The organism is Microvirga lenta, from assembly GCF_020532555.1.
GTDB lineage: Bacteria > Pseudomonadota > Alphaproteobacteria > Rhizobiales > Beijerinckiaceae > Microvirga > Microvirga lenta.
In genome coordinates, this window is the sequence record NZ_JAJBBR010000004.1 from 382188 (window position 1) to 402074 (window position 19887).

A 19887-nucleotide genomic window follows, 5' to 3' on the forward strand; every position below is an offset into this window, starting at 1 on the left:
AGCTTGACCTGAGGCCGGATGGCCTCCGCAACGAACCGATTCCTTTCTGCGAGAGACGGGTTCGCCTGAGTTCGATTGATGATGCGCCTTGTTCTGAGCCTGTCCGATGATCCCGCGACCACCTCGGTCGAGCGGGCCATCATGGAATTCCGCAGCGCCCGCCCGGTCGTAATCGACGGGGCGGAGCTCAGCGCGCTCGTGCTCGGCGTGGAGGATCTGGACGAGGCCATGGGCGCCCAGCTCGAGGCCATCGCCGGCGGACATGCTCACCTGGTCCTGCCCTCCGCCCGGCTGCGCCGGCTCGGGCTCGACCGCGACAGGCCCGCCGTCGTCGCCCTGCCTGTGGTGGATCGGGCCCGGATCGAGAATCTCGCCCTCAAGATCGACGGTCGCATCGATGCTCCCGTCCGTCCGGCCTCCGGACTCGACGAGGAGGCTCTCGAGCTGGCGCGGCTGTCGCTGGTTCTGCCCGCCGTCGTCGTCATTCCGCTCGCCGCGGGCGTCGAGATCGACCCGTCGATCACCCGGGTTTCCGGCTCCGCCGTCCGGGACTATCGCCGTGCCAAGGCCCTCGACCTGAAGATCGTGAGCCGGGCCCCGGTCCCGCTCGAAGGAGCGCCGACGAGCGAGTTCGTGGTGTTCCGGGGCGGCGAGGGGCTGCGCGACCAGGTGGCGGTCATCGTGGGCAAGCCGGATCTCACGAAGCCGGTCACCGTGCGCCTGCACTCCGCCTGCCTGACCGGCGACCTCTTCGGCAGCCTCAAATGCGATTGCGGCGACCAGCTGCGCGGCACCGTGGGCTTCATGGCTCAGAACGAGGGCGGCATTCTCCTCTACCTCGACCAGGAGGGACGCGGGAACGGCATCGCCAACAAGATCCGCGCCTACAAGCTTCAGGCACAGGGCTACGACACCTACGACGCCGACGAGGTCCTGGGCTTCGATGCGGACCAGCGCCGCTTCGACTTTGCCGCCGGAATGCTCCGGCAGCTCGGGGTCAAGGCCGTGCGGGTCATGACCAACAATCCGGAAAAGCTGGCGGCCCTGCGAAACGCAGGTCTGGAGGTGATTTCGGATCACCGGGTGCTCGGCCGCGCGACGCCCGAGAACGTCAGCTACCTGGCCTCCAAGCGCGACCGCGCCGGTCACTACATCGACATCGAAGGCCTCCTCGCCTCGTCGATCAAGGACTGAGGCCTCCGGCGCAGCAATCATATCGCCTGAAGCCCCGCGGCGCATGAAAGCCGAACAGGGCTCCATGTCGGCGGCCGCTGCCTCTCTCATCCGCATCAGCATGAACGGCGCCGGAGCATCGACGGGAATGTGCCGGTGCTCCGCTCGGGGCGACCTGCGCGTTCCTTGTCGGACGTCGCTTGACGGCGTTGAGTATAGTATACTATACGCAAGCTCCAAATCGTTGGAGATCATGAACAATGCTGCGCCGGACCTACCTGATATTCTCCGCACTCGCCGCCATGACGACCGCCGCTCAGGCCCATGGGATCTGGGTGGCCCAGCGCCATGGCGATCTCGCCGTCGTCTACGGCCACGGGGCCGGCGACGAGGCCTACCTCCCCGCGAAGGTCAAGGAGGCCGTTTCACGGCTCAAGTCGGGAGAGACCAAGGAAGCCCGCATCGTGCGGCAGGCCAGGAACGCTCTGGTCGAGCCGGCCCCGGAGGCCACGCTTCTGACCGTGGTCTTCGATAACGGAATCTGGACGAAGGGTCCCGACGGAAAGTCGGTCAACAAGCTGAAAGCGGAGGTGCCGGGGGCACAATCGGCCAGTCATTCGATCAAGACGAACACCACTGTCCTGGCGAGCGGCGGTTCCCTGAAACCCGCCGGGCTGGGCCTCGAGATCGTGCCTCTGGTCGATCCGGTCGGTCTCGAGATGGGAGACGACCTGCCCGTCCAGGTCCTCGCCGACGGGCAGCCTGTCGCCGGGGTGGCGCTGAATACCGATTACCTGAACGATCCCCATGCCATGAGCGCGAAGACGGACGCGGAAGGCAAGGTCACGCTGTTCGTCCGCAACGACGGGCTCAACGTGATCGGCGTCGCGCATGTGGTGCAGACGCCCGACAATCCCGACACCGATCGGGTGAGCTATTTCGCGACACTCTCGTTCACGCTGCCGCACGCGGACGACTGAGCCGCGGCTGCCCCTCCTGGGGCAGGATCCGGAGGAGGCCGGCCCGTCGAACGCGACAGGCCGGTCCTGATGCGCCTTATCGAGCCGGCATGCCGCTCTCGATGATCTTGGCCCAGAGCGAAACGCCGTAGGGCGTCGCCTCGTCGTTGAAGTCGTAGGCCGGGTGGTGAACGCCCGCCGTGTCGCCGTTGCCGATGAAGATGTAGGCGCCCGGACGCTGCTCCAGCATGTAGGAGAAATCCTCCGCGCCCATGAGGGGAGCGACCGTGGTGTCGACACCGTTCTCGCCCGCGACCGCCCTTGCGACCTGGGTCATGAACTCGGTCTTGGCCGGGTCGTTCATGGTGACCGGATAACCCCGGCTGTAATCCACCTCCGCCTTGGCCCCGAACGCCGCGCAGACATTCTCCGCGATGGCGCGGATCCGGGTCTCGCACAGGTCCCGGACCTCCGGCGACAGGGTGCGCACCGTGCCGAGCAGGGTCACGGTCTGCGGGATCACGTTGAAGGCGTCGCCCGCCTTGACGGAGCAGGCCGACACCACCGCCGATTCCAGCGGATCGACATTGCGGGATGCGACCGTCTGGAGCGCCGTGATCACATGGGCCGCGATGACGACCGGGTCGATGCAGTCATGGGGCCGCGCCGCGTGGCCGCCCTTGCCTTCGATGGTGATGATGAAGCGGTCGGCCGCCGCCATCATCGCGCCGGGGCGGATGGCGAACTGGCCGAGCGGAATGCCGGGCATGTTGTGCATGCCGTAGACCTCCTGGATGCCGAAGCGCTCCATGAGGCCGTCCTTCACCATGGCGTCGCCGCCGCCGCCGCCTTCCTCCGCGGGCTGGAAGATCATGATGGCGGTGCCGTCGAAGTTGCGGGTCTCGGCGAGGTACTTCGCGGCGCCCAGGAGCATCGCGGTGTGGCCGTCGTGGCCGCAGGCGTGCATCTTGCCGGGGACCTTGGACTTGTGTGGAACGTCCGTGGCCTCCTCGATCGGCAGGGCGTCCATGTCGGCGCGAAGCCCGATCACCCGGCCCGAGCCGTTCGACCGGCCCTTGATGACGCCGACGACGCCGGTCTGCCCCATTCCGGTGACCACCTCGTCGCACCCGAAGGCCTTCAGCTTCTCGGCCACGATGCCGGCCGTGCGATGGACGTCGAAGAGAAGCTCGGGGTTCTCGTGGAAATCCCGTCGCCAGGTGGTGATCTCATCGGCGAGGTCGGCAACACGATTGATGATCGGCATAGGAAACCTTCTTGGAAATGAGCAGGTCCCTACCGAAGCAGAGGCGATGCCGATCCGTCAACCTCGCGCGAGCGGGTCTGGTCTGCGTCAGCGGATGGGGCGAAGGATGGCCTTCGGACGTTTGGTGCGGAACTGGCCCCGTTCGATGGCGACGAAAACCAGCACGACGACCACGAGAGCCGTGAACCACCAGACCTGCGCGGTCCCGATGCCCGAGCAGCCAAGCGCGAAGGCGGTGGCGAAGGCCGCCACGATGCCCGGGCCGAGGATCGGGCGATGGCCGCCTGCGCCGAGAACCGACCTGTAGAGCAGAACGGCCCCCGCGACGGCGCCGACGAGGCCGAGCTCGTACCAGACCTCGAACAGGATGCCGTGCGGCGCGGCCGGCGGAACCAGGCCGTGCAGGCGTCCGCGCAGGGAGGTTTCGAGACCGTGGCCCGTGATCAGCCGGAGGGGGTCGTCGAGAACGACCAGACGCCAGGTCTCGAGGCTCGCCACGAGCGGAGCCTTCGCGCCGAGAAGGCTCTCGGCCAGGGGTTTGAGGAGAAAGGGGAGGGCCGGGGCGAAGAGGAGGAGCCCCGCCATGGCCAGGGCCGTCAGGCGGGTGCCGAAGCGCGGGCTGAAGGCCGTCACGGCGAAGATCAGCGCCCCCACGGCCAATCCCTGAAGAGCCAGGGTGTCGTCCGCGAAGAGGGCGCCGAGGGCGACGATGATGGCCAGGACCATGGCTTCCAGGTTCCTGCCCCTGGAATGCAGCCAGGTCACGGCCGGCCAGAGCAGCAGAACCAGCAGGATCATGCCTCTCTCGAAGCTTTGGCCGTCCTGGTTGAAGCCGCCGGATCCGCGCAGCGCCATCGTCATGCCGGTCAGGGCGGCAAGGCCCACGCCCACGGGCAGGATGTAGAGATTGGCCGAGCGCATCCGGTCCGGAAGCGCCAGATAGCCGGCGAGCGCCATCAGGGCCATCGCCACGATGTTGAGGAGCCGCTCCGAGGCTTCGGAAAGGAAGGGGGTCCAGATCAACGCCAGAACCGTCCAGAGCAGCAGAACGGCCCCGGCCACGCCGCCCCTGGAGGTCACGACGGCGCCGAGCTTCTGGCCCAGATGCTTGGCGCTGCCGTCGAGTGCGGCGGCCAGCACGAGCAGGATCACGGCCAGCGGCGCCAGGATCACGACGGCCCGGCGCGCAAAGAGGGCGCTCATGGGAATCGCGAAGAACAGGGTCGCGAATCCGAGGCGCCGCAGAATGGCCGCGGCATCGGCTGAAGGGTCGGCCAGAGGAGAGACGGAACGGGCCATGAACGGCTCGGCAATCAGGGGTTGAGCACTCGTAAGCCGGGAGAGTAATGGACTGAAGTGGTAAAAGCTGTAGGTGTCGTGCAACACTTCGCCCATCTTCGCTTCCGTCAAGATTGTCGGCATGATGGAACGCAACCTGCCTGAAACGTCGCAAAACCTCCTCCTCGTGGGCGGCGGCCACGCCCATGTCTTCGTGCTGGAGGCCTTTGCCCGCCGCCCCGAGCCCGGGCTGCGGCTGACCCTCGTGACGAAGGACGTGCTCACCCCCTATTCCGGCATGCTGCCGGGGCATCTCGCGGGTCTTTATGAGCGGGACGCCATGCATATCGATCTGGAGCGGCTGGTCCGGGAGAGCGGCGCCACCCTGGTGCAGGACGAGGCGATCGGCTTCGATGCCCGGAACAGGCAGGTTCGCCTGCGGAGCGGCGGCGAGATCGCCTACGACCTCCTGTCCATCGATATCGGCATCACGCCCGACCTGTCGGGGATCGACGGGGCTGCGGACCATGCGCTGGCGGTGAAGCCGATCGGGGACCTGCTGGAAAAGTGGGACCGGCTCGTGGCCGCCGCGGCAGGACCGGACGGTCCGCGCCGCGTCGCCATCGTCGGCGGCGGTGTTGCGGGCATCTGCCTGGCGTTCGCGGCCGCCTCGGCGTTGCGGAAGGTTGGAGGGGCGGGAATGCAGATCTCGGTCGTCAGCGCGGGGGCTTCGCCCGAACTGAACAGCGGGATGCAAGAGCGGATCAGGCAGGCGCTGAAGCGCCGCCGAATCGCCCTTTACGCGAATGCCGTGGCCGTCGGAGTGGACGAGCGCGGCGTCACTCTCGCCGACGGAAGCCTTGTTCCGGCCGACGCGGTTCTGGTCTCCACCGGCGCGGCGGCGCCACCGGCACTGAACGGCTCGGACCTCGCCAAGGACGAGCGCGGCTTTCTCGCCGTCGGACCGTCGCTCCAGGTGCTGAACGACAGCAGCGTCTTCGCGGCCGGCGACTGCGCCACGATGATGGTCAGCTCCCGTCCCAAGGCGGGGGTCTTTGCCGTGCGGCAGGGGCCGGTGCTCGCCCGCAACCTCAGGCGCGCCCTGCGCGGCGAGCCGCTGGAGTTCTACACGCCGCAGCACGACCACCTGATCCTGATCGGAACCGGCGACGGCCGCGCCATCGGCGGACGCGGCCGGTGGCTCTCCTTCGAGGGGCGCTGGGTCTGGCGCTGGAAGGACTGGCTCGACCGGCGCTTCATGCGCCGGTTCCGGTGATCAGGCTCTCGGCTGACCGCGGATGAAGTTGATGATTCCGGAAAAGTCGTCGCCCTCGTGTCCGGCGGCGTTGAAGAGCGCGTAGAGCTGCGCGGCCTCCGCGCCGAGCGGCGTCGTCGCGCCGGACGAGAGGGCCGCCTCCTGCGCCAGCTTCAGGTCCTTCAGCATCAGGGCGGCCGCGAAGCCCGGCTTGTAGTCGTTGTTGGCCGGTGAGGTCGGCACCGGCCCAGGCACTGGGCAATAGGTGGTCAGCGACCAGCACTGGCCCGAGGCCGTGGAGGCCACGTCGAACAGGGCCTGATGGGAGAGCCCGAGCTTCTCCGCCAGCACGAAGGCCTCCGCCACGCCGATCATCGAGATGCCGAGAATCATGTTGTTGCAGATCTTCGCCGCCTGTCCGGCACCGGCATCGCCGCAATGGACGACCTTCTTGCCCATCTGGGACAGGATCGGCTCGGCCCGCGCGAAGGCCTCCTGTGATCCGCCCGCCATGAAGGTCAGGGTCGCGGCCTTGGCGCCGCCGACACCGCCGGAGACCGGCGCGTCGAGGGACTGGAGGCTTCCATCCTGTTCCCGCGCCAGGGCGTGAGCCTGCCGGGCGCTGTCCACGTCGATGGTGGAGCAGTCGATCAGGAGCGTGCCGGGACGAACCGCGGGCAGGATGCCGGTCCAGACCGACAGCACATGCTTGCCGGCGGGAAGCATGGTGACGACGACTTCCGCGTCCCGCACCGCATCGGCAGCCGAGCCGGCAATCGTCGCTCCGTCGGCCCGCGCCTGATCGCATGAGGCGGGCGAGAGATCGAAACCGATCACCTGATGTCCGGCCTTCACGAGGTTGGCGGCCATGGGGCCGCCCATGTGGCCGAGGCCGATGAAGGCGATGGTGGTCATGCGTTAGTCCTCCCGGTCGTGGTGTTTTGCTTGGGCGAGCAGCCAGGCCGCGCTGGCTGCCATGACGAAGGCGCTGCCGCCGTGCAGCAGGAGATGTCCCGGCGACTCGAGGCCGCGCTCCAGGAACACGATGACCACGTCGCCGATGGGGATGAGCACCGTGACGGCCAGGATCGCGCCGATGGCTCGCCGCGTGGAGATTCGCGACAGGACGAAAAGATAGAGGCCGAGGGCGAGATCCCGCAGGCCAATGGCCGAGACGTAGGCGAGGCCCGCTTCCTCCGTCGGTCGGATGCCGAACAGGGCCGCCCCGGCCCGGGGCGCGAAGACGAAGAGAATACCGAGGAGAACGAAGACGACCGAGAGCGAGAGAACAAGCCAGGTGCTGAGCTCGCCCGAGGGCAGTCCGCGCCGCTCCCGCCCGCCGCTCATGCGCGCCGCGCCGTCCAGAGCGCCCCGACGAGCGCGAAGCCGTAGAACCAGAGCATGAGCGAGCCGAAAACCTTGTCGAGGGCGGGGTTCAGCTCGGGAAAGAACACGGCGAAGTGGGAGCCCACGGCCGCCATGATCAGCATGCCGGGAACGGCTGCGAGCACCATGGCCCTGACAGCATCCTTCGCGGGCACGCGCAGCACATGACGGCCGGTGAGGCCCAGCAGCAGGCCGAGGACTGCGCCGGCGGTGAAGTTGAGCTGGAAGGGGCGGCGGCCCTCGAGGAAGAACCCGGGGCCGGCCAGGGAAAAGAGCGCGAAGATCGCCACGGCGATGCCGAAGCCGAGGCCCAGCGATCTGAAAATCATACGTTCCCCCGCCCGACGAGGTCGCGCGCCACGATGAGGCGCATGATCTCGTTGGTGCCCTCCAGGATCTGGTGGACCCGCAGGTCGCGCACGATCTTCTCGATCCCGTAATCGGCCAGGTAGCCGTAGCCGCCATGGAGCTGGAGCGCGTCGTTGGCCACCTTGAAGCCGGTATCGGTCGCCATCCGCTTCGCCATGGCGCAGAGCTTCGTCGCATCGAGCGCCTTGGCATCGAGAGCGGAGGCGGCGCGCCACAGGAAGGTGCGGGCCGCTTCGAGCTCGGTCGCCATGTCGGCCAGGCGGAACTGGAGGGCCTGGAAATCCGCGATGCGCTTGCCGAAGGCCTTGCGGTCGGCGGTGTAGGCGAGAGCCTTGTCGAGGGCCGCCTGCGCGCCGCCCAGCGAACAGGCGCCGATATTGAGACGCCCGCCGTCGAGGCCGGACATGGCGATCTTGAAGCCCATGCCCTCGTCGGAAAGGCGGTTGGCGACGGGCACGCGCACGTCCTCGAAGATCACGGCGGCCGTGGGCTGGGCATTCCAGCCCATCTTCTTTTCCTGGGCTCCGAAGGAGAGGCCGGGGCTGTCCTTCTCGATCACGAGGGTGGAGATGCCCGAGGGCCCGCTATCGCCCGTGCGCACCATGGTCACGTAGATGTCGGAGGTGCCGGCGCCCGAGATGAACTGCTTCACGCCGTTGACGACGTAATGGTCGCCGTCGCGCATGGCGCGGGTCTTGAGCGCCGCCGCGTCCGAGCCGGAGCCGGGCTCGGTCAGGCAGTAGCTGCCGATGAGGTCCATGCTGCACAGGCCCGGGAGAAAGCGCTGTCGCTGCTCCTCGGAGCCGTAGCGGTCGATCATCCAGGCGACCATGTTGTGAATGGACAGATAGGCCGAGACGGCCGGGCAGCCGGTGGCGAGCGCCTCGAAGATGAGCGCAGCGTCGAGCCGCGTCATGCCCGATCCGCCGACATCGTCGCGGGTATAGATCGCCGCCATGCCCAGGGCCGCCGCCTCGCGCATCACATCGACGGGAAAATGCTTCTTCTCGTCCCATTCGAGGGCATGGGGGGCGAGGTTGTCCGCCGCGAAGGCGAGGGCCATGTCGCGAACGGCGATTTGGTCTTCGGTGAGGGAGAACTGATTCATGGCGCCTAAATCGTCATGCTTGGGCGCTTTCGTGCACCCATACTTTCGATCTAGAGCTCTTTCCGCCGAAGTGGATCCGCTACGCCGGAAAATACGTCTCTAGAGCAGAAAAGGCCGGGAGCGAGAGCCCGGCCTTTCCCCATGATGTGCGAATTACTGCATCGTCGGCATGACGAACTGGGCGCCGTCCTTGATGCCGGACGGCCAGCGGGAGGTGACCGTCTTCGTCTTGGTGTAGAAGCGCACCGCATCGGGGCCGTGCTGGTTCAGGTCACCGAAGCCCGAGGCCTTCCAGCCGCCGAAGGTGTAGTAGGCCAGCGGCACCGGGATCGGCACGTTGATGCCGACCATGCCCACATTCACCTTGGAGGCGAAGTCGCGGGCGGCGTCGCCGTCGCGGGTGTAGATCGCGACGCCGTTGCCGTACTCGTGCTCGCTCGGCAGGCGCAGCGCCTCGTTGTAGTCGTTGGCGCGCACCACCGACAGGACGGGGCCGAAGATCTCTTCCTTGTAGATGCGCATGTCGGGGCGAACCTCGTCGAAGAGGCAGCCGCCCATGTAGAAGCCGTTCTCGTAGCCCTGCATCTTGAAGTTACGGCCGTCCACGACGAGCTTCGCGCCTTCCTGGACGCCGAGATCCACATAGGAGCGAACCTTCTCCATGTGGGCCTTCGTGACCATCGGGCCGAAATCGGCGCTCGGATCGGTGGAAGGGCCGACCTTCAGGCTTTCCACCCGCGGGATCAGCTTGTCCATCAGGCTGTCGGCGGTGGCCTTGCCGACCGGCACGGCGACGGAGACGGCCATGCAGCGCTCGCCCGCCGAGCCGTAGCCCGCGCCGATGAGCGCGTCGACCGCCTGGTCCATGTCCGCATCGGGCATGATGATCATGTGGTTCTTGGCGCCGCCGAAGCAGTGCGCGCGCTTGCCGTTCGCGGTGGCGCGGGAATAGACGTACTGAGCGATCGGAGAGGAGCCGACGAAGCCGATGGCCTTGACGTCCTGATCGTCCAGGATCGCGTCCACCACTTCCTTGTCGCCGTTGACCACGTTGAGGATGCCGGCCGGCAGGCCCGCCTCGATCATCAGCTCGGCGAGGCGCATCGGCACACCCGGATCGCGCTCGGACGGCTTGAGGATGAAGGCGTTGCCGCAGGCGATGGCCGGGGCGAACTTCCACATCGGGATCATGGCCGGGAAGTTGAACGGGGTGATGCCGGCCACGACGCCCAGCGGCTGGCGGATCGAATACATGTCGATGCCGGGGCCGGCGCCTTCCGTGAACTCGCCCTTGAGGAGGTGCGGGATGCCGCAGGCGAACTCCACCACCTCGACGCCGCGCTGGATGTCGCCCTTCGCGTCGGGAACGGTCTTGCCGTGCTCGCGGGCGAGCAGCTCGGCGAGGGAATCGGTCTCCTTGGCGATGAGATCGAGGAACTTCATGAGCACGCGGGCGCGGCGCTGCGGATTGGTGGCGGCCCAGGCGGGCTGGGCGGCCTTGGCGTTCTCCACCGCCTCGCGCAGCTCGTCCTTCGAGGCCAGCGCGACCCGGCCGATGACCTCGCCGGTCATGGGCTGGAAGAACTCGGTCGTCCGGCCGGACTTGCCGGGAACCTGCTTGCCGCCGATGAAATGTCCGACTTCGCGCATGGCGTCTCTCCTCAGGGGATGTTGTGATGCCGCCCCTTCTACCATTGTCGAAAACGCACGACTATGGGTAAAACTGAGGCGGCGTTGTGCGAAAATGCCAATATGTCTTCGAAGGGCTTGAACCCGTGAACGCTTTCGACTGGGACGACCTGCGCTTCTTCCTCGCCGTGGCACGGGCAGGTCGTCTCACCGTGGCCGCGCGCCGTCTGGAGGCGGATCATACCACGGTTTCGCGCCGCATCTCGGCCCTCGAGAGCGCGCTCCAGACCAAGCTCTTCGAGCGCAAGCCCCAGGGCTATGCTCTGACCGAACAGGGGGAGCGCCTGCTCTCCAAGGCGGAAAGCATGGAGACCCAGGCGCTCGCGGTGGCGAGCGAGGTGGGGGGCTCCGATCTGGCGCTCTCCGGCACCGTCCGGATCGGTGCGCCGGACGGGTTCGGCACCTATTTCCTGGCGCCCGAACTCGGCGCGCTCGCCGAGCAGCACCCGGACCTCACGCTCCAGCTCGTCGCCCTGCCGCGTACCTTCTCGCTGTCCAAGCGCGAGGCGGACATCGCCATCACCCTCGAGCAGCCGACGGAAGGGCGGCTGGTCTCCCGGAAGCTCACGGATTACCGCCTGAGGCTCTATGCCTCGAAGGCCTATCTGGACCGGCACGGCCCCATCGAGGACCCGTCCGATCTCGCGGGCAAGACCCTCGTCACCTACGTGCCGGACCTCGTCTACAGCCCGGTGCTCGACTATTTCTCCGGCCTCGAGAAATACACCTCCCGCCGCTACGAATGCGCCAGCGTCGTGGCCCAGGTGCAGGCCGTCCGTGCGGGGGTCGGCGTCGGCGTGCTGCACGACTACGCCATCCGGCAGCTCCCGGACCTGCAGGTGGTCGTGCCCTCCCTGTCCTTCCTACGCACCTATTGGCTCGTCATGCATGCGGAGGTGCGCAACCTGCGCCGTGTCGAGGAGGTCCACTCGTTCATCCTGGGCCGGGTCAAGGCCAACCGGACCCTGTTCCTGTGACGGGCGTTGGGCTTCACGAGACAGGCCAGACAGTCTAAAGGCTGACGCAACATTTCCACGGAGATTTCGATGTCCTCCAAGCTCGACCAATTGCGCGCCATGACGGTCGTCGTCGCCGATACGGGCGACCTCGACGCGGTGCGCCGCCTGAAACCGCAGGACTGCACCACGAACCCGACGCTGCTGCTCAAGGCCGTGGAGACCCCGGCCTATGCGCATATCGTGGACGAGGCCCTGACCTGGGGCCGCGCCCAGGGCGGTTCGCGCGAAGGAGCGGTGGCCGCCATCTGCGACCGTCTTGCGGTCGCCTTCGGGGCGGAGCTCGCCGGCATCGTGCCGGGCCGCGTCTCGACCGAGGTGGATGCGGATCTCTCCTTCGACACGGAAGCGACGGTCGCCAAGGCCCGCGCCATCATCAAGGCCTACGAGGAGCGTGGGATCGGGCGCGAGCGCATCCTGATCAAGATCGCCTCCACCTGGGAGGGCATCCGCGCGGCCGAGGTGCTCCAGAAGGAAGGCATCGACTGCAACCTGACGCTCCTGTTCTGCCAGGCCCAGGCCCAGGCCTGCGCGGAGGCGGGCGTATTCCTCATTTCCCCCTTCGTCGGCCGCATCCTCGACTGGCACGTAAAGGCGGGCGGCGGACCCTATACGGGCGAGACGGATCCGGGCGTCCTGTCCGTGCGCAACATCTACGCCTCCTACAAGGCGCAAGGGGTGAAGACCGTGGTCATGGGCGCGTCCTTCCGCAACATCGGAGAGATCGAGGCGCTCGCCGGCTGCGACCGGCTCACCATCTCGCCCGCGCTGCTCGACGAGCTCGCCAAGGCGGAAGGCGATCTGCCGCGCAAGCTGTCGCCCGACAACGTGGAGAGGGTTCCGGCTCCCGCCCGGCTCGACGAGAAGAGCTTCCGCTTCGCCCTGAACGAGGACGCGATGGCGACCGAGAAGCTCTCGGAGGGCATCCGTCAGTTCGTGAAGGACCTGCGTTCCCTGCGCACCCTCGTGGCGCGGCGGCTCGAGGAAGCGAAGGCGGCCTGATCCCGATGTCCAAGGCTCTCCTCATCATCGACGTGCAGACGGATATCCTGAAAGTGCCGGGTGCCGTGCGCCCGGCCGTCAGGGAGCGCTTCGACCAGGTCCGCGGCAGGATCGCCGATCTGGTGCGACAGGCGCGGGAGCGGGACGTTCCCGTCGTTTTCGTCCAGCATGACGGCGGCCAGGGACACCGTCTCGAGACCGGCACGCCGGGATGGGAGATCTGCGGCGATCTGGGCCGGACCCCGGACGACATCGTCGTCCGGAAGACGGCCTGCGACTCGTTCTACGGGACGGATCTTCAGGACGTGCTCTCGGCGCGCAGGATCGATCATCTCGTGGTGACCGGTCTCATGACGCAGTACTGCTTCGACACCACCTGCCGGCGCGCCGTCAGCCTCGGCTACGACGTAACCCTCGTGGCCGACGCCCATACGACGGCGGATACGGACAAGTTCACGGTCGAGCAGATCGTGGAGCACCACAACGCCCTGCTCGACGGATTCGATGCCGGAGCCGCCACGATCAGGGTCAAACCCGCAAGCGCCGTGGAGATGCGCCCCGAGGCTTGAGAGGATTTATGCTTCGAGGGGTTGTCGGGAGGCGGCAGAGCCGCCTCCCTTTTGCTGTCGAAGGAAAACGGCTCAACGGTTGTCGGGCCGGCTCCGCACCGCCTGCAGCCCCATGCGCGTGATGCGGTAGGGACCTCCGTTCGAGGAGGCGATCAGCCCTTTCTGACGCAGCGCCTTGAACAGCTCCAGCGTGCAGAGCGACATCAGCCAGCCCTCGCGGGTCAGGCATTCGATTTCGGAAATGCGGCCGTTCTCGTCCCTGTAATGACGAATGAGACCGCCCTGAGCGAGCACGTGGAGCACGCGCTGGCCATTGCGTGAAACGTTCACGGGAAAAACCCAAAGCTTTGTGTATCGTGTCGGAGAGAGGCGCGCACACGCGCGCTCGGCTGAACGATCAGCCGCTGCCCGCCTTCAGGTGGCGGGCCTTACCGGGACTCGGTCTCTCTGCGCATCAAAGCTCCAGGTGGATAACGGCCCCGTTATAGGAGCCGCCACATTATTCCGTCAATGCTCAGCTTTGGCTCGCCAGCGCCTTTTCGCGGATGGCCGAGAGCGACATGCTCGGCGTGATCGCCTCGGGGTCCATCAGGCAGTGCAGGATGGCCGGCTTGCCGGAGGCCAGCGCCCGCTCGAGGGCGGGTGCGAAATCCTCCGTCCGCTCCACCCGCTCGCCGTGACCGCCGAAGGCCTTGGCATAGGCGGCGAAGTCCGGGTTCTTGAGCATCGTGGCCGAAACGCGGCCGGGATATTCGCGCTCCTGGTGCATGCGGATCGTGCCGTACATGCCGTTGTCGAGCAGGATCACCAGGATCGGCAGGTCGTACTGCACGGCGGTGGCGAATTCCTGCCCGTTCATGAGGAAGTCGCCGTCGCCCGCGAACACCACCACCGGGCTTTCCGGCCGAAAGCGCTTGGCGCCGACGGCGACGGGCAGGCCGTAGCCCATGGAGCCGGAGGTCGGCGCGAGTTGGGTGCCGTACTTCCGGAACGGCCAGAAACGGTGGACCCAGGTGGCGAAGTTGCCGGCGCCGTTGCAGAAAATCGTCTCGGCGGGCAGCGTCTCGCGCAGATGGGCCATCACCTCGCCCATCTGGAGCGGACCGGGATGACGGATACCCTTCGGGTCGCTCCAGGCGAGATAGCTCTCATGGGAGGCCTTCGTGCCCTCGCTCCAGGGAAGCGTGGCGGGCGGATGCACGCTTTCGAGCGCCGCCGAGAAGGCGATCGGCGAGGCGTTGACGGCGAGGTGCGGCGCGTACACCCGGCCGAGCTCGCTCGGATCCGGATGAACGTGCACGAGCTTCTGCCGCGGCGAGGGAATGTCGAGGAGGGTGTAGCTCTGGCTCGGGATTTCCGAAAGGCGCCCGCCCACCATGAGGATGAGGTCGGCCTCCTTGATCCGGGCGACGAGCTTCGGGTTCACGCCGAGGCCCAGGTCGCCGATATAGGACGGATGATCGGCCGGAAAGAGCATCTGGCGGCGGAAGCTGCAGGCGACCGGCAGGTCGAAGCGCTCGGCAAAACGCATGAAGCGCTGCACAGCCGTCTCCGACCAGCGGCTCCCGCCCAGGAGAACGACAGGATTCCTGGCCCCGTGCAGCAGCTTCTGCAGCTCCGCCATCTGCCCGAGGGACGGGTGGGTCTCGATCACCTGATAGGGCGGGGCGTCCGCCACGCCGGTCACTTCCGTGAGCACGTCCTCGGGAAGGGCGATCACGACCGGGCCGGGGCGGCCGGAGGTGGCGACATGAAAGGCGCGGGAGACGATCTCGGGAAAGCGCGCCGGATCGTCGACTTCCGTGGCCCATTTGGCCAGGGGCCCGAAGGCGGCGCGGTAATCGAGCTCCTGGAAGGCCTCGCGCTCGCGCATGCCGCGCTCGATCTGGCCGACGAACAGGATCATCGGCGTCGAGTCCTGCTTGGCGATGTGAATGCCGGGCGAGGCGTTGGTGGCGCCGGGGCCGCGGGTGACGAAGCAGATGCCCGGCCGGCCGGTGAGCTTGCCGTAGGCCTCCGCCATCATGGCTGCGCCGCCTTCCTGGCGGCAGACGGTGACGTTGATGTCGGCGTCGTGGAGCGCGTCGAGCGCCGCGAGATAGCTCTCCCCCGGAACGCAGAAGATGTGATCGACTCCATGAACGAGGAGCTGATCGACAAGGATCTGACCGCCGGTGCGGGAGGGCGCTTTCATGGGAGGCTCGCGAGAAGAAAGGAAATCGGAAGGGTTGGTGAAGGGCAGGATATGCCCTTCACCCTCTCAAGGGAATGTCACCTGATCAATTACGCGTCGACGTCGAACTTCACGCCCTGGGCGAGCGGAAGGGTCGTGCCGTAATTGATGGTGTTGGTGGCGCGGCGCATGTACGCCTTCCAGGCATCGGAGCCAGCCTCGCGACCGCCGCCCGTCTCCTTCTCGCCGCCGAATGCGCCGCCGATCTCGGCGCCCGAGGGGCCGATATTCACGTTGGCGATGCCGCAATCGGAGCCCGCCACCGAGATGAAGGTCTCGGCTTCGCGCATGTCGAGGGTGAAGATCGAGGAGGACAGGCCCGCTCCCACCCCATTGTGCTGCTCGATCACCTCGTCCAGGTTCGAATAGCGCATCACGTAGAGGATCGGCGCGAAGGTCTCGCGCAGGACGGGGCCGGTCTGCTCCGGCATCTCGACCAGGGCGGGACGGGCATAGTAGCCGTCGCCGAGATCCGCATCCGTGTAGCGCCCGCCGCCATGCACCGTGCCGCCGGCGGCGCGGGCCTCGTCGAGCGCCCGCTCCATGCCGTCGAAGGCGGACTTGTCGATCAGCGGGCCGACGAGAACGCCGTCCGCCCGGGGATCGCCGATCTTCACGCTGCCGTAGACCTTCTTCAGGCGCGGCACGAGCTGATCGTAGACGCTCTCATGCACGAAGAGACGGCGCAGGGTGGTGCAGCGCTGGCCCGCCGTGCCCATGGCCGCGAAGGCGATGCCGCGCAGAGCCAGATCGAGGTCGGCGGAGGGCGCGACGATCGCGGCGTTGTTGCCGCCGAGCTCCAGAATCGCACGGGCGAAGCGCGCCGCGAGCTTGGGGCCGACCTGGCGACCCATGGCGGTGGAGCCGGTGGCGGAGAGAACAGGCACGCGGTGATCCTCGACCAGGATCTCGCCGATCTCGCGGCCGCCGAGGAGAACCTCGGAGAGGCCCTCGGGCACGCCGCCGAAGCGCTTGGCGGCGCGCTCGACGATGGCCTGCGTGGCAAGCGCCGTGAGCAGGGTCTTCTCGGAGGGCTTCCACACCACGGGATCGCCGCAGACGAAGGCGAGCGCCGCATTCCAGGACCAGACGGCCACGGGGAAGTTGAAGGCGGAGATCACGCCGCAGACGCCCAGCGGGTGCCAGGTCTCCATCATGCGGTGGTCGGCGCGCTCGGTCGCGATGGTCAGGCCGTAGAGCTGGCGGGAGAGACCGACCGCGAAATCGCAGATGTCGATCATCTCCTGCACCTCGCCGAGGCCCTCGGAAATAACCTTGCCGGCTTCCAGCGTCACGAGGCGGCCGAGATCCTCCTTGGCCGCGCGCAGCTCCTCGCCGATCAGGCGCACGAACTCGCCGCGCTTCGGCGCCGGCAGCTTGCGCCAGACCTTGAAGGCGGCGTCGGCCCGGCCGATGGCGGCGCGAGCCTCGTCCGGGGTGGTCTCGCGGACATGGACGATGATCTCGCCGGTGATCGGCGAGGTGGCCGGACGGCCGGTCGGGGCGAAGACGCTGTCCGGCACGCCGAGGCGGGACAAGATGGAGCGCGCCTCTTCCGCAACGGTCGCGGGTGTGGCGGAGACAGGCTTTAGGCTTGCGGACATGGTGGTCTCCCGGTCAGTCGAAGGGTTGCCGCCCCTCGCTCAGATCTGAAAAGCGGAACGGCGGCACGTCGTGCCGCCGTGTTTAAATGAAATCAGGCGACGGCGTCGAGGCCGATCTTCTTGCTGCCCTTGCCGCCCGTCTCCTCCAGCAGCTCGCCCGCATAGACGCGGCCGAAGCGGTTGGCCAGGAAGGTGTCGAGATCGACCTCCTCCTGACGGCGGAAGCCCTGCTGCGGCAGCTTGCCCCCGACGAGAAGGTCGAGCATGGCGCAGATGCCGGCGGCGGTCGTCACCTGAATGGCGGTGCGCTGGACGCCTGCGACCTTCTGGCCGTAGATCTTGCGGGCATAGGTCTCCTGCACGTGGCGTCCCTCGCGCTCGCCCGTCACGGTCACGAAGACGATGACCATGTCCTGCATGGTGGCCGGCACGGCATTTTCGAGGATGTCCTTGAGAACCTCGCGGCGATTGCGAAGCTGGAGGTCGTTCAGAAGGACCCGCATCAGCGCGCAATGGCCCGGATAGCGGATCGTCTTGTAGTTCAGGCTGCGCACTTGGCCGTCGAGGGTCTCGCACAGGGTGCCCAGGCCGCCCGAGGTGTTGAAGGCCTCGTAGCGGGTGCCGTCCAGGGAGAACTCCTCCAGCTCCTCCATGGCCGGGACCTCCCGGAGCTTGCCGTCGACCACGGCCTCGCAGCGCTCGATATACTCGTTGATGACGCCGTCCGTGCTCCAGGTGAGGTTATAGGAGAGCGCGTTCGAGGGGTATTGCGGCAGGGCGCCGACCCGCAGGCGGACCGTGTCGAGCTTGTCGAAGCGGCGGGCGATGTCGTGAGCCACGATGGAGATGAAGCCCGGAGCCAGGCCGCATTGCGGAATGAAGGCGGTCTTCGCGCCCTCGGCCAGCTCCTTGACCATGCGGGTCGTGGCGACGTCCTCGGTGAGGTCGAAGTAATGGACGTCGGCGAGGCGGGCGGCCTGGGCCACATGGCCGGTCAGGTGATAGGGCGCCGCGCTCAGGACGGCGTAATGCCCCTTCAGGGCCGCCTGCAGGGCCACCGCGTCGTTGAAGTCGAGCTGGATCGTCTTGATCCCATCCCGCGCCACGGCCTCCAGGGCGGCCGCGGAGCCGTCGGCGACGGTCACGGCATAGTCGCCCGTGGCATGGAGCATGTCGGCAATGGTGGAGCCGATCTTGCCGGCACCGATGACGAGGATGGAATGCATATGGATCTCCCTTTGCTGTTGGCCTGAGAAAAAGGCAGGCGGCTGCAAAACGCCATAGACAGGTTGACGAAAAGCCAAGTAGGTTTCGGCATATCGCCAGAGCCATTGAACAGATCGATGATCGACGCCACGGACCGCGCCCTGATTGCCCTCCTGCGTGAGAATGCCCGCATCGGCCACGCCGAGGCGGCCAGGCGTCTGAAGCTGTCCCGGACGACCGTTCAGGCCCGGGTCGAAAGTCTGGAGCGGCGGGGGGTCATCGTCGGCTATACCGTAAGGCTGGCCGAGGAGATCGGCCGGCGGATGGTGCGGGCGCACGTGACCATCGTCGTGGCGCCCAAAGCCTCCGCGGGAGTCGTCACCGCGCTCCAGCGCATGCCTGAACTGCGCGCCCTTCATTCCGTTGCGGGTGTCTTTGATCTTCTGGCAGTGGTAGAGGCCGAAGACGTCCCCTCCCTCGATGCCGCCATCGACAAGATCGGCGCGGTCGAGGGCGTGGAGCGCACCCAGTCCTCGATCATCCTCTCAACGAAATTCGAACGATGATTTCCAACGCCTCCTCCTCAGCCGATGTCGTCATCGTCGGCGGTGCCGTCATGGGCTCGTCGACGGCCTATCACCTGCTGGCCGACCCGGGCTTCAAGGGGCGGGTCGTCGTCGTCGAGAAGGATCCGACCTACCAGCTCTCGGCCTCCGCCCTCTCGGCCGCTTCGATCCGCCAGCAATATTCCAGCGCGGTGAACATCAGGATCTCGCTTTACGGGATCCAGTTCCTGCGCAGCATCGGCGACCGCCTCGCGGTCGACGGCGAGCGGCCGGAGATCGACCTCAAGGAGGGAGGCTATCTCTACTGCGCCACGGAGGCAGGCGCGGCGACGCTCGCCGAGAACCAGGCGCTCCAGGCGGCGGAGGGCGCGGATATCCTTTACATGGACGCCGCCGCCCTGAAGGCGCGCTTCCCCTGGCTCAATGTCGAGGATCTGAAGGCCGGCACCTGGGGCCGCACGGGCGAGGGCTGGTTCGACGGCTGGGGCCTCCTGCAGGCCTTCCGCAAGAAGGCCCGCTCCCTGGGGGCGGAATACGTGAGGGGCGAGGTGGTCGAGGTCGAGCGGGAGGGCAACCGGATCGTGGCCGTGCGCCTCGCGGACGGCACCCGCATCGCCTGCGGCGCACTCGTCAACTGCGCCGGGTCCGGCGGCAGGGCGCTCGCGGCAAAGGCGGGGCTCGACATCCCCGTCCAGGCGAAACGCCGTTACGTCTTCACCTTCACCTGTCGCGACAGGGTCGAGAACTGCCCGCTGCTCATCGATACCTCGGGGGCCTATGTGCGTCCGGAAGGCGAGGGCAACTTCATCTGCGGCGCGTCGCCCGAGGCCGATCTCGATCCGGACTGGAGGGACGAGGATCCTGCGACCCAGGAGATCGACTTCTCCTTCTTCGAGGAATTCATCTGGCCCGCCCTGGCCCACCGCGTCCCTGCCTTCGAGGCGATCAAGCCGGGCCGCGCCTGGTCGGGGCCCTACGACATGTGCCTTCTCGACCACAACGCCATCATCGGCAGGGCCGGCGAGATCGAGAACCTCTACCTGTGCAACGGGTTCTCGGGCCATGGCCTGCAGCAGGCGCCTGCGGTCGGCCGGGGCCTCTCGGAGCTGATCGTCCACGGAGGCTACCGGAGCCTGGACCTGTCCGAGCTCGCCTATGAGCGGGTGGTCGCCAACCGTCCGCTCCTGGAGCGCAACGTCATCTGAGC

The 19887-nt window shown here is 67.3% G+C and carries 19 protein-coding genes; 8 read left to right on the forward strand and 11 right to left on the reverse strand.

Features of this window, described 5'->3' with window-relative positions:
- Positions 1–81 precede the first annotated feature (81 nt).
- Both ribA and LGR44_RS07540 read left to right on the forward strand, forming a co-directional pair.
- Positions 82–1194: a GTP cyclohydrolase II RibA gene (gene ribA / locus LGR44_RS07535; protein WP_226739254.1), complete on the forward strand. Its 1113-nt coding sequence runs from the start codon at positions 82–84 to the stop codon at positions 1192–1194.
- Positions 1195–1433: 239 nt separating this feature from the next.
- On the forward strand, positions 1434–2153 hold the full coding sequence (locus tag LGR44_RS07540) for a DUF4198 domain-containing protein (RefSeq protein ID WP_226738938.1): 720 nt from the start codon (positions 1434–1436) through the stop codon (positions 2151–2153).
- 76 nt (positions 2154–2229) lie between these two features.
- Here the strand turns inward: LGR44_RS07540 and LGR44_RS07545 are convergent, their stop codons facing one another.
- Together LGR44_RS07545 and LGR44_RS07550 are read right to left on the reverse strand one after the other, a co-directional pair.
- Entirely contained in the window at positions 2230–3399 is a 1170-nt protein-coding gene (locus tag LGR44_RS07545; protein ID WP_226738940.1) for a M20 aminoacylase family protein, read from the reverse strand.
- Positions 3400–3486: 87 nt separating this feature from the next.
- Complete coding sequence (locus tag LGR44_RS07550) at positions 3487–4698, reverse strand: peptide ABC transporter permease (protein WP_226738942.1); 1212 nt, start codon at positions 4696–4698, stop codon at positions 3487–3489.
- 121 nt (positions 4699–4819) lie between these two features.
- Here LGR44_RS07550 and LGR44_RS07555 point away from each other — a divergent pair, with 121 nt between their 5' ends.
- Positions 4820–5953: an FAD-dependent oxidoreductase gene (locus tag LGR44_RS07555; RefSeq protein ID WP_226738943.1), complete on the forward strand. Its 1134-nt coding sequence runs from the start codon at positions 4820–4822 to the stop codon at positions 5951–5953.
- On the opposite strand, the gene mmsB is transcribed toward LGR44_RS07555, so the two are convergent.
- From mmsB to LGR44_RS07580, 5 genes are all read right to left on the reverse strand, one after another.
- The gene (mmsB, locus tag LGR44_RS07560) at positions 5954–6847 is read right to left on the reverse strand and encodes a 3-hydroxyisobutyrate dehydrogenase (RefSeq protein WP_226738946.1); all 894 of its coding nucleotides are present in this window, start codon (positions 6845–6847) and stop codon (positions 5954–5956) included.
- Positions 6848–6850: 3 nt separating this feature from the next.
- Positions 6851–7279: a DUF4267 domain-containing protein gene (locus LGR44_RS07565; protein WP_226738948.1), complete on the reverse strand. Its 429-nt coding sequence runs from the start codon at positions 7277–7279 to the stop codon at positions 6851–6853.
- A complete protein-coding gene (locus LGR44_RS07570) occupies positions 7276–7647 on the reverse strand; it encodes a DUF5367 family protein (protein ID WP_226738950.1) in 372 nt (123 codons plus the stop codon). The genes LGR44_RS07565 and LGR44_RS07570 overlap by 4 nt, the downstream gene beginning before the upstream one ends.
- Entirely contained in the window at positions 7644–8795 is a 1152-nt protein-coding gene (locus LGR44_RS07575; RefSeq protein WP_226738953.1) for an isobutyryl-CoA dehydrogenase, read from the reverse strand. Before LGR44_RS07575 ends, LGR44_RS07570 begins: the two co-directional genes overlap by 4 nt.
- A gap of 153 nt (positions 8796–8948) precedes the next feature.
- Positions 8949–10445 carry a CoA-acylating methylmalonate-semialdehyde dehydrogenase gene (locus tag LGR44_RS07580; RefSeq protein WP_226738956.1) on the reverse strand — a complete coding sequence of 499 codons (1497 nt, stop codon included), beginning with the start codon at positions 10443–10445 and terminating at the stop codon, positions 8949–8951.
- 125 nt (positions 10446–10570) lie between these two features.
- On the opposite strand from LGR44_RS07580, the gene LGR44_RS07585 reads away from it, so the two are divergent.
- The 3 genes from LGR44_RS07585 to LGR44_RS07595 all read left to right on the forward strand — a co-directional run bounded on the left by LGR44_RS07585 (position 10571) and on the right by LGR44_RS07595 (position 13071).
- On the forward strand, positions 10571–11461 hold the full coding sequence (locus tag LGR44_RS07585) for a LysR family transcriptional regulator (protein WP_226738958.1): 891 nt from the start codon (positions 10571–10573) through the stop codon (positions 11459–11461).
- Positions 11462–11530: 69 nt separating this feature from the next.
- On the forward strand, positions 11531–12502 hold the full coding sequence (tal, locus tag LGR44_RS07590; protein WP_226738960.1) for a transaldolase: 972 nt from the start codon (positions 11531–11533) through the stop codon (positions 12500–12502).
- Positions 12503–12507: 5 nt separating this feature from the next.
- Positions 12508–13071 carry a cysteine hydrolase family protein gene (locus LGR44_RS07595; protein WP_226738962.1) on the forward strand — a complete coding sequence of 188 codons (564 nt, stop codon included), beginning with the start codon at positions 12508–12510 and terminating at the stop codon, positions 13069–13071.
- A gap of 72 nt (positions 13072–13143) precedes the next feature.
- On the opposite strand, the gene LGR44_RS07600 is transcribed toward LGR44_RS07595, so the two are convergent.
- The 4 genes from LGR44_RS07600 to LGR44_RS07615 form a co-directional block, all read right to left on the reverse strand.
- Positions 13144–13401 (reverse strand): YjhX family toxin, encoded by a 258-nt coding sequence (locus tag LGR44_RS07600; protein WP_226738964.1) that lies wholly within the window; start codon positions 13399–13401, stop codon positions 13144–13146.
- A gap of 184 nt (positions 13402–13585) precedes the next feature.
- Positions 13586–15265 carry a thiamine pyrophosphate-binding protein gene (locus LGR44_RS07605; protein ID WP_226738966.1) on the reverse strand — a complete coding sequence of 560 codons (1680 nt, stop codon included), beginning with the start codon at positions 15263–15265 and terminating at the stop codon, positions 13586–13588.
- A gap of 89 nt (positions 15266–15354) precedes the next feature.
- Positions 15355–16908: an L-piperidine-6-carboxylate dehydrogenase gene (amaB, locus tag LGR44_RS07610; RefSeq protein ID WP_226738967.1), complete on the reverse strand. Its 1554-nt coding sequence runs from the start codon at positions 16906–16908 to the stop codon at positions 15355–15357.
- A 92-nt stretch (positions 16909–17000) separates the two neighbouring features.
- Positions 17001–18134, reverse strand: coding sequence for a saccharopine dehydrogenase family protein (locus LGR44_RS07615; RefSeq protein WP_226738969.1), 1134 nt, complete (start codon positions 18132–18134; stop codon positions 17001–17003).
- A gap of 117 nt (positions 18135–18251) precedes the next feature.
- Between LGR44_RS07615 and LGR44_RS07620 the strand changes: the two genes are divergently transcribed.
- Both LGR44_RS07620 and LGR44_RS07625 read left to right on the forward strand, forming a co-directional pair.
- Positions 18252–18680: an Lrp/AsnC family transcriptional regulator gene (locus LGR44_RS07620; protein ID WP_226738972.1), complete on the forward strand. Its 429-nt coding sequence runs from the start codon at positions 18252–18254 to the stop codon at positions 18678–18680.
- Positions 18677–19885: an NAD(P)/FAD-dependent oxidoreductase gene (locus LGR44_RS07625; RefSeq protein ID WP_226738975.1), complete on the forward strand. Its 1209-nt coding sequence runs from the start codon at positions 18677–18679 to the stop codon at positions 19883–19885. Before LGR44_RS07620 ends, LGR44_RS07625 begins: the two co-directional genes overlap by 4 nt.
- Positions 19886–19887 lie beyond the last annotated feature (2 nt).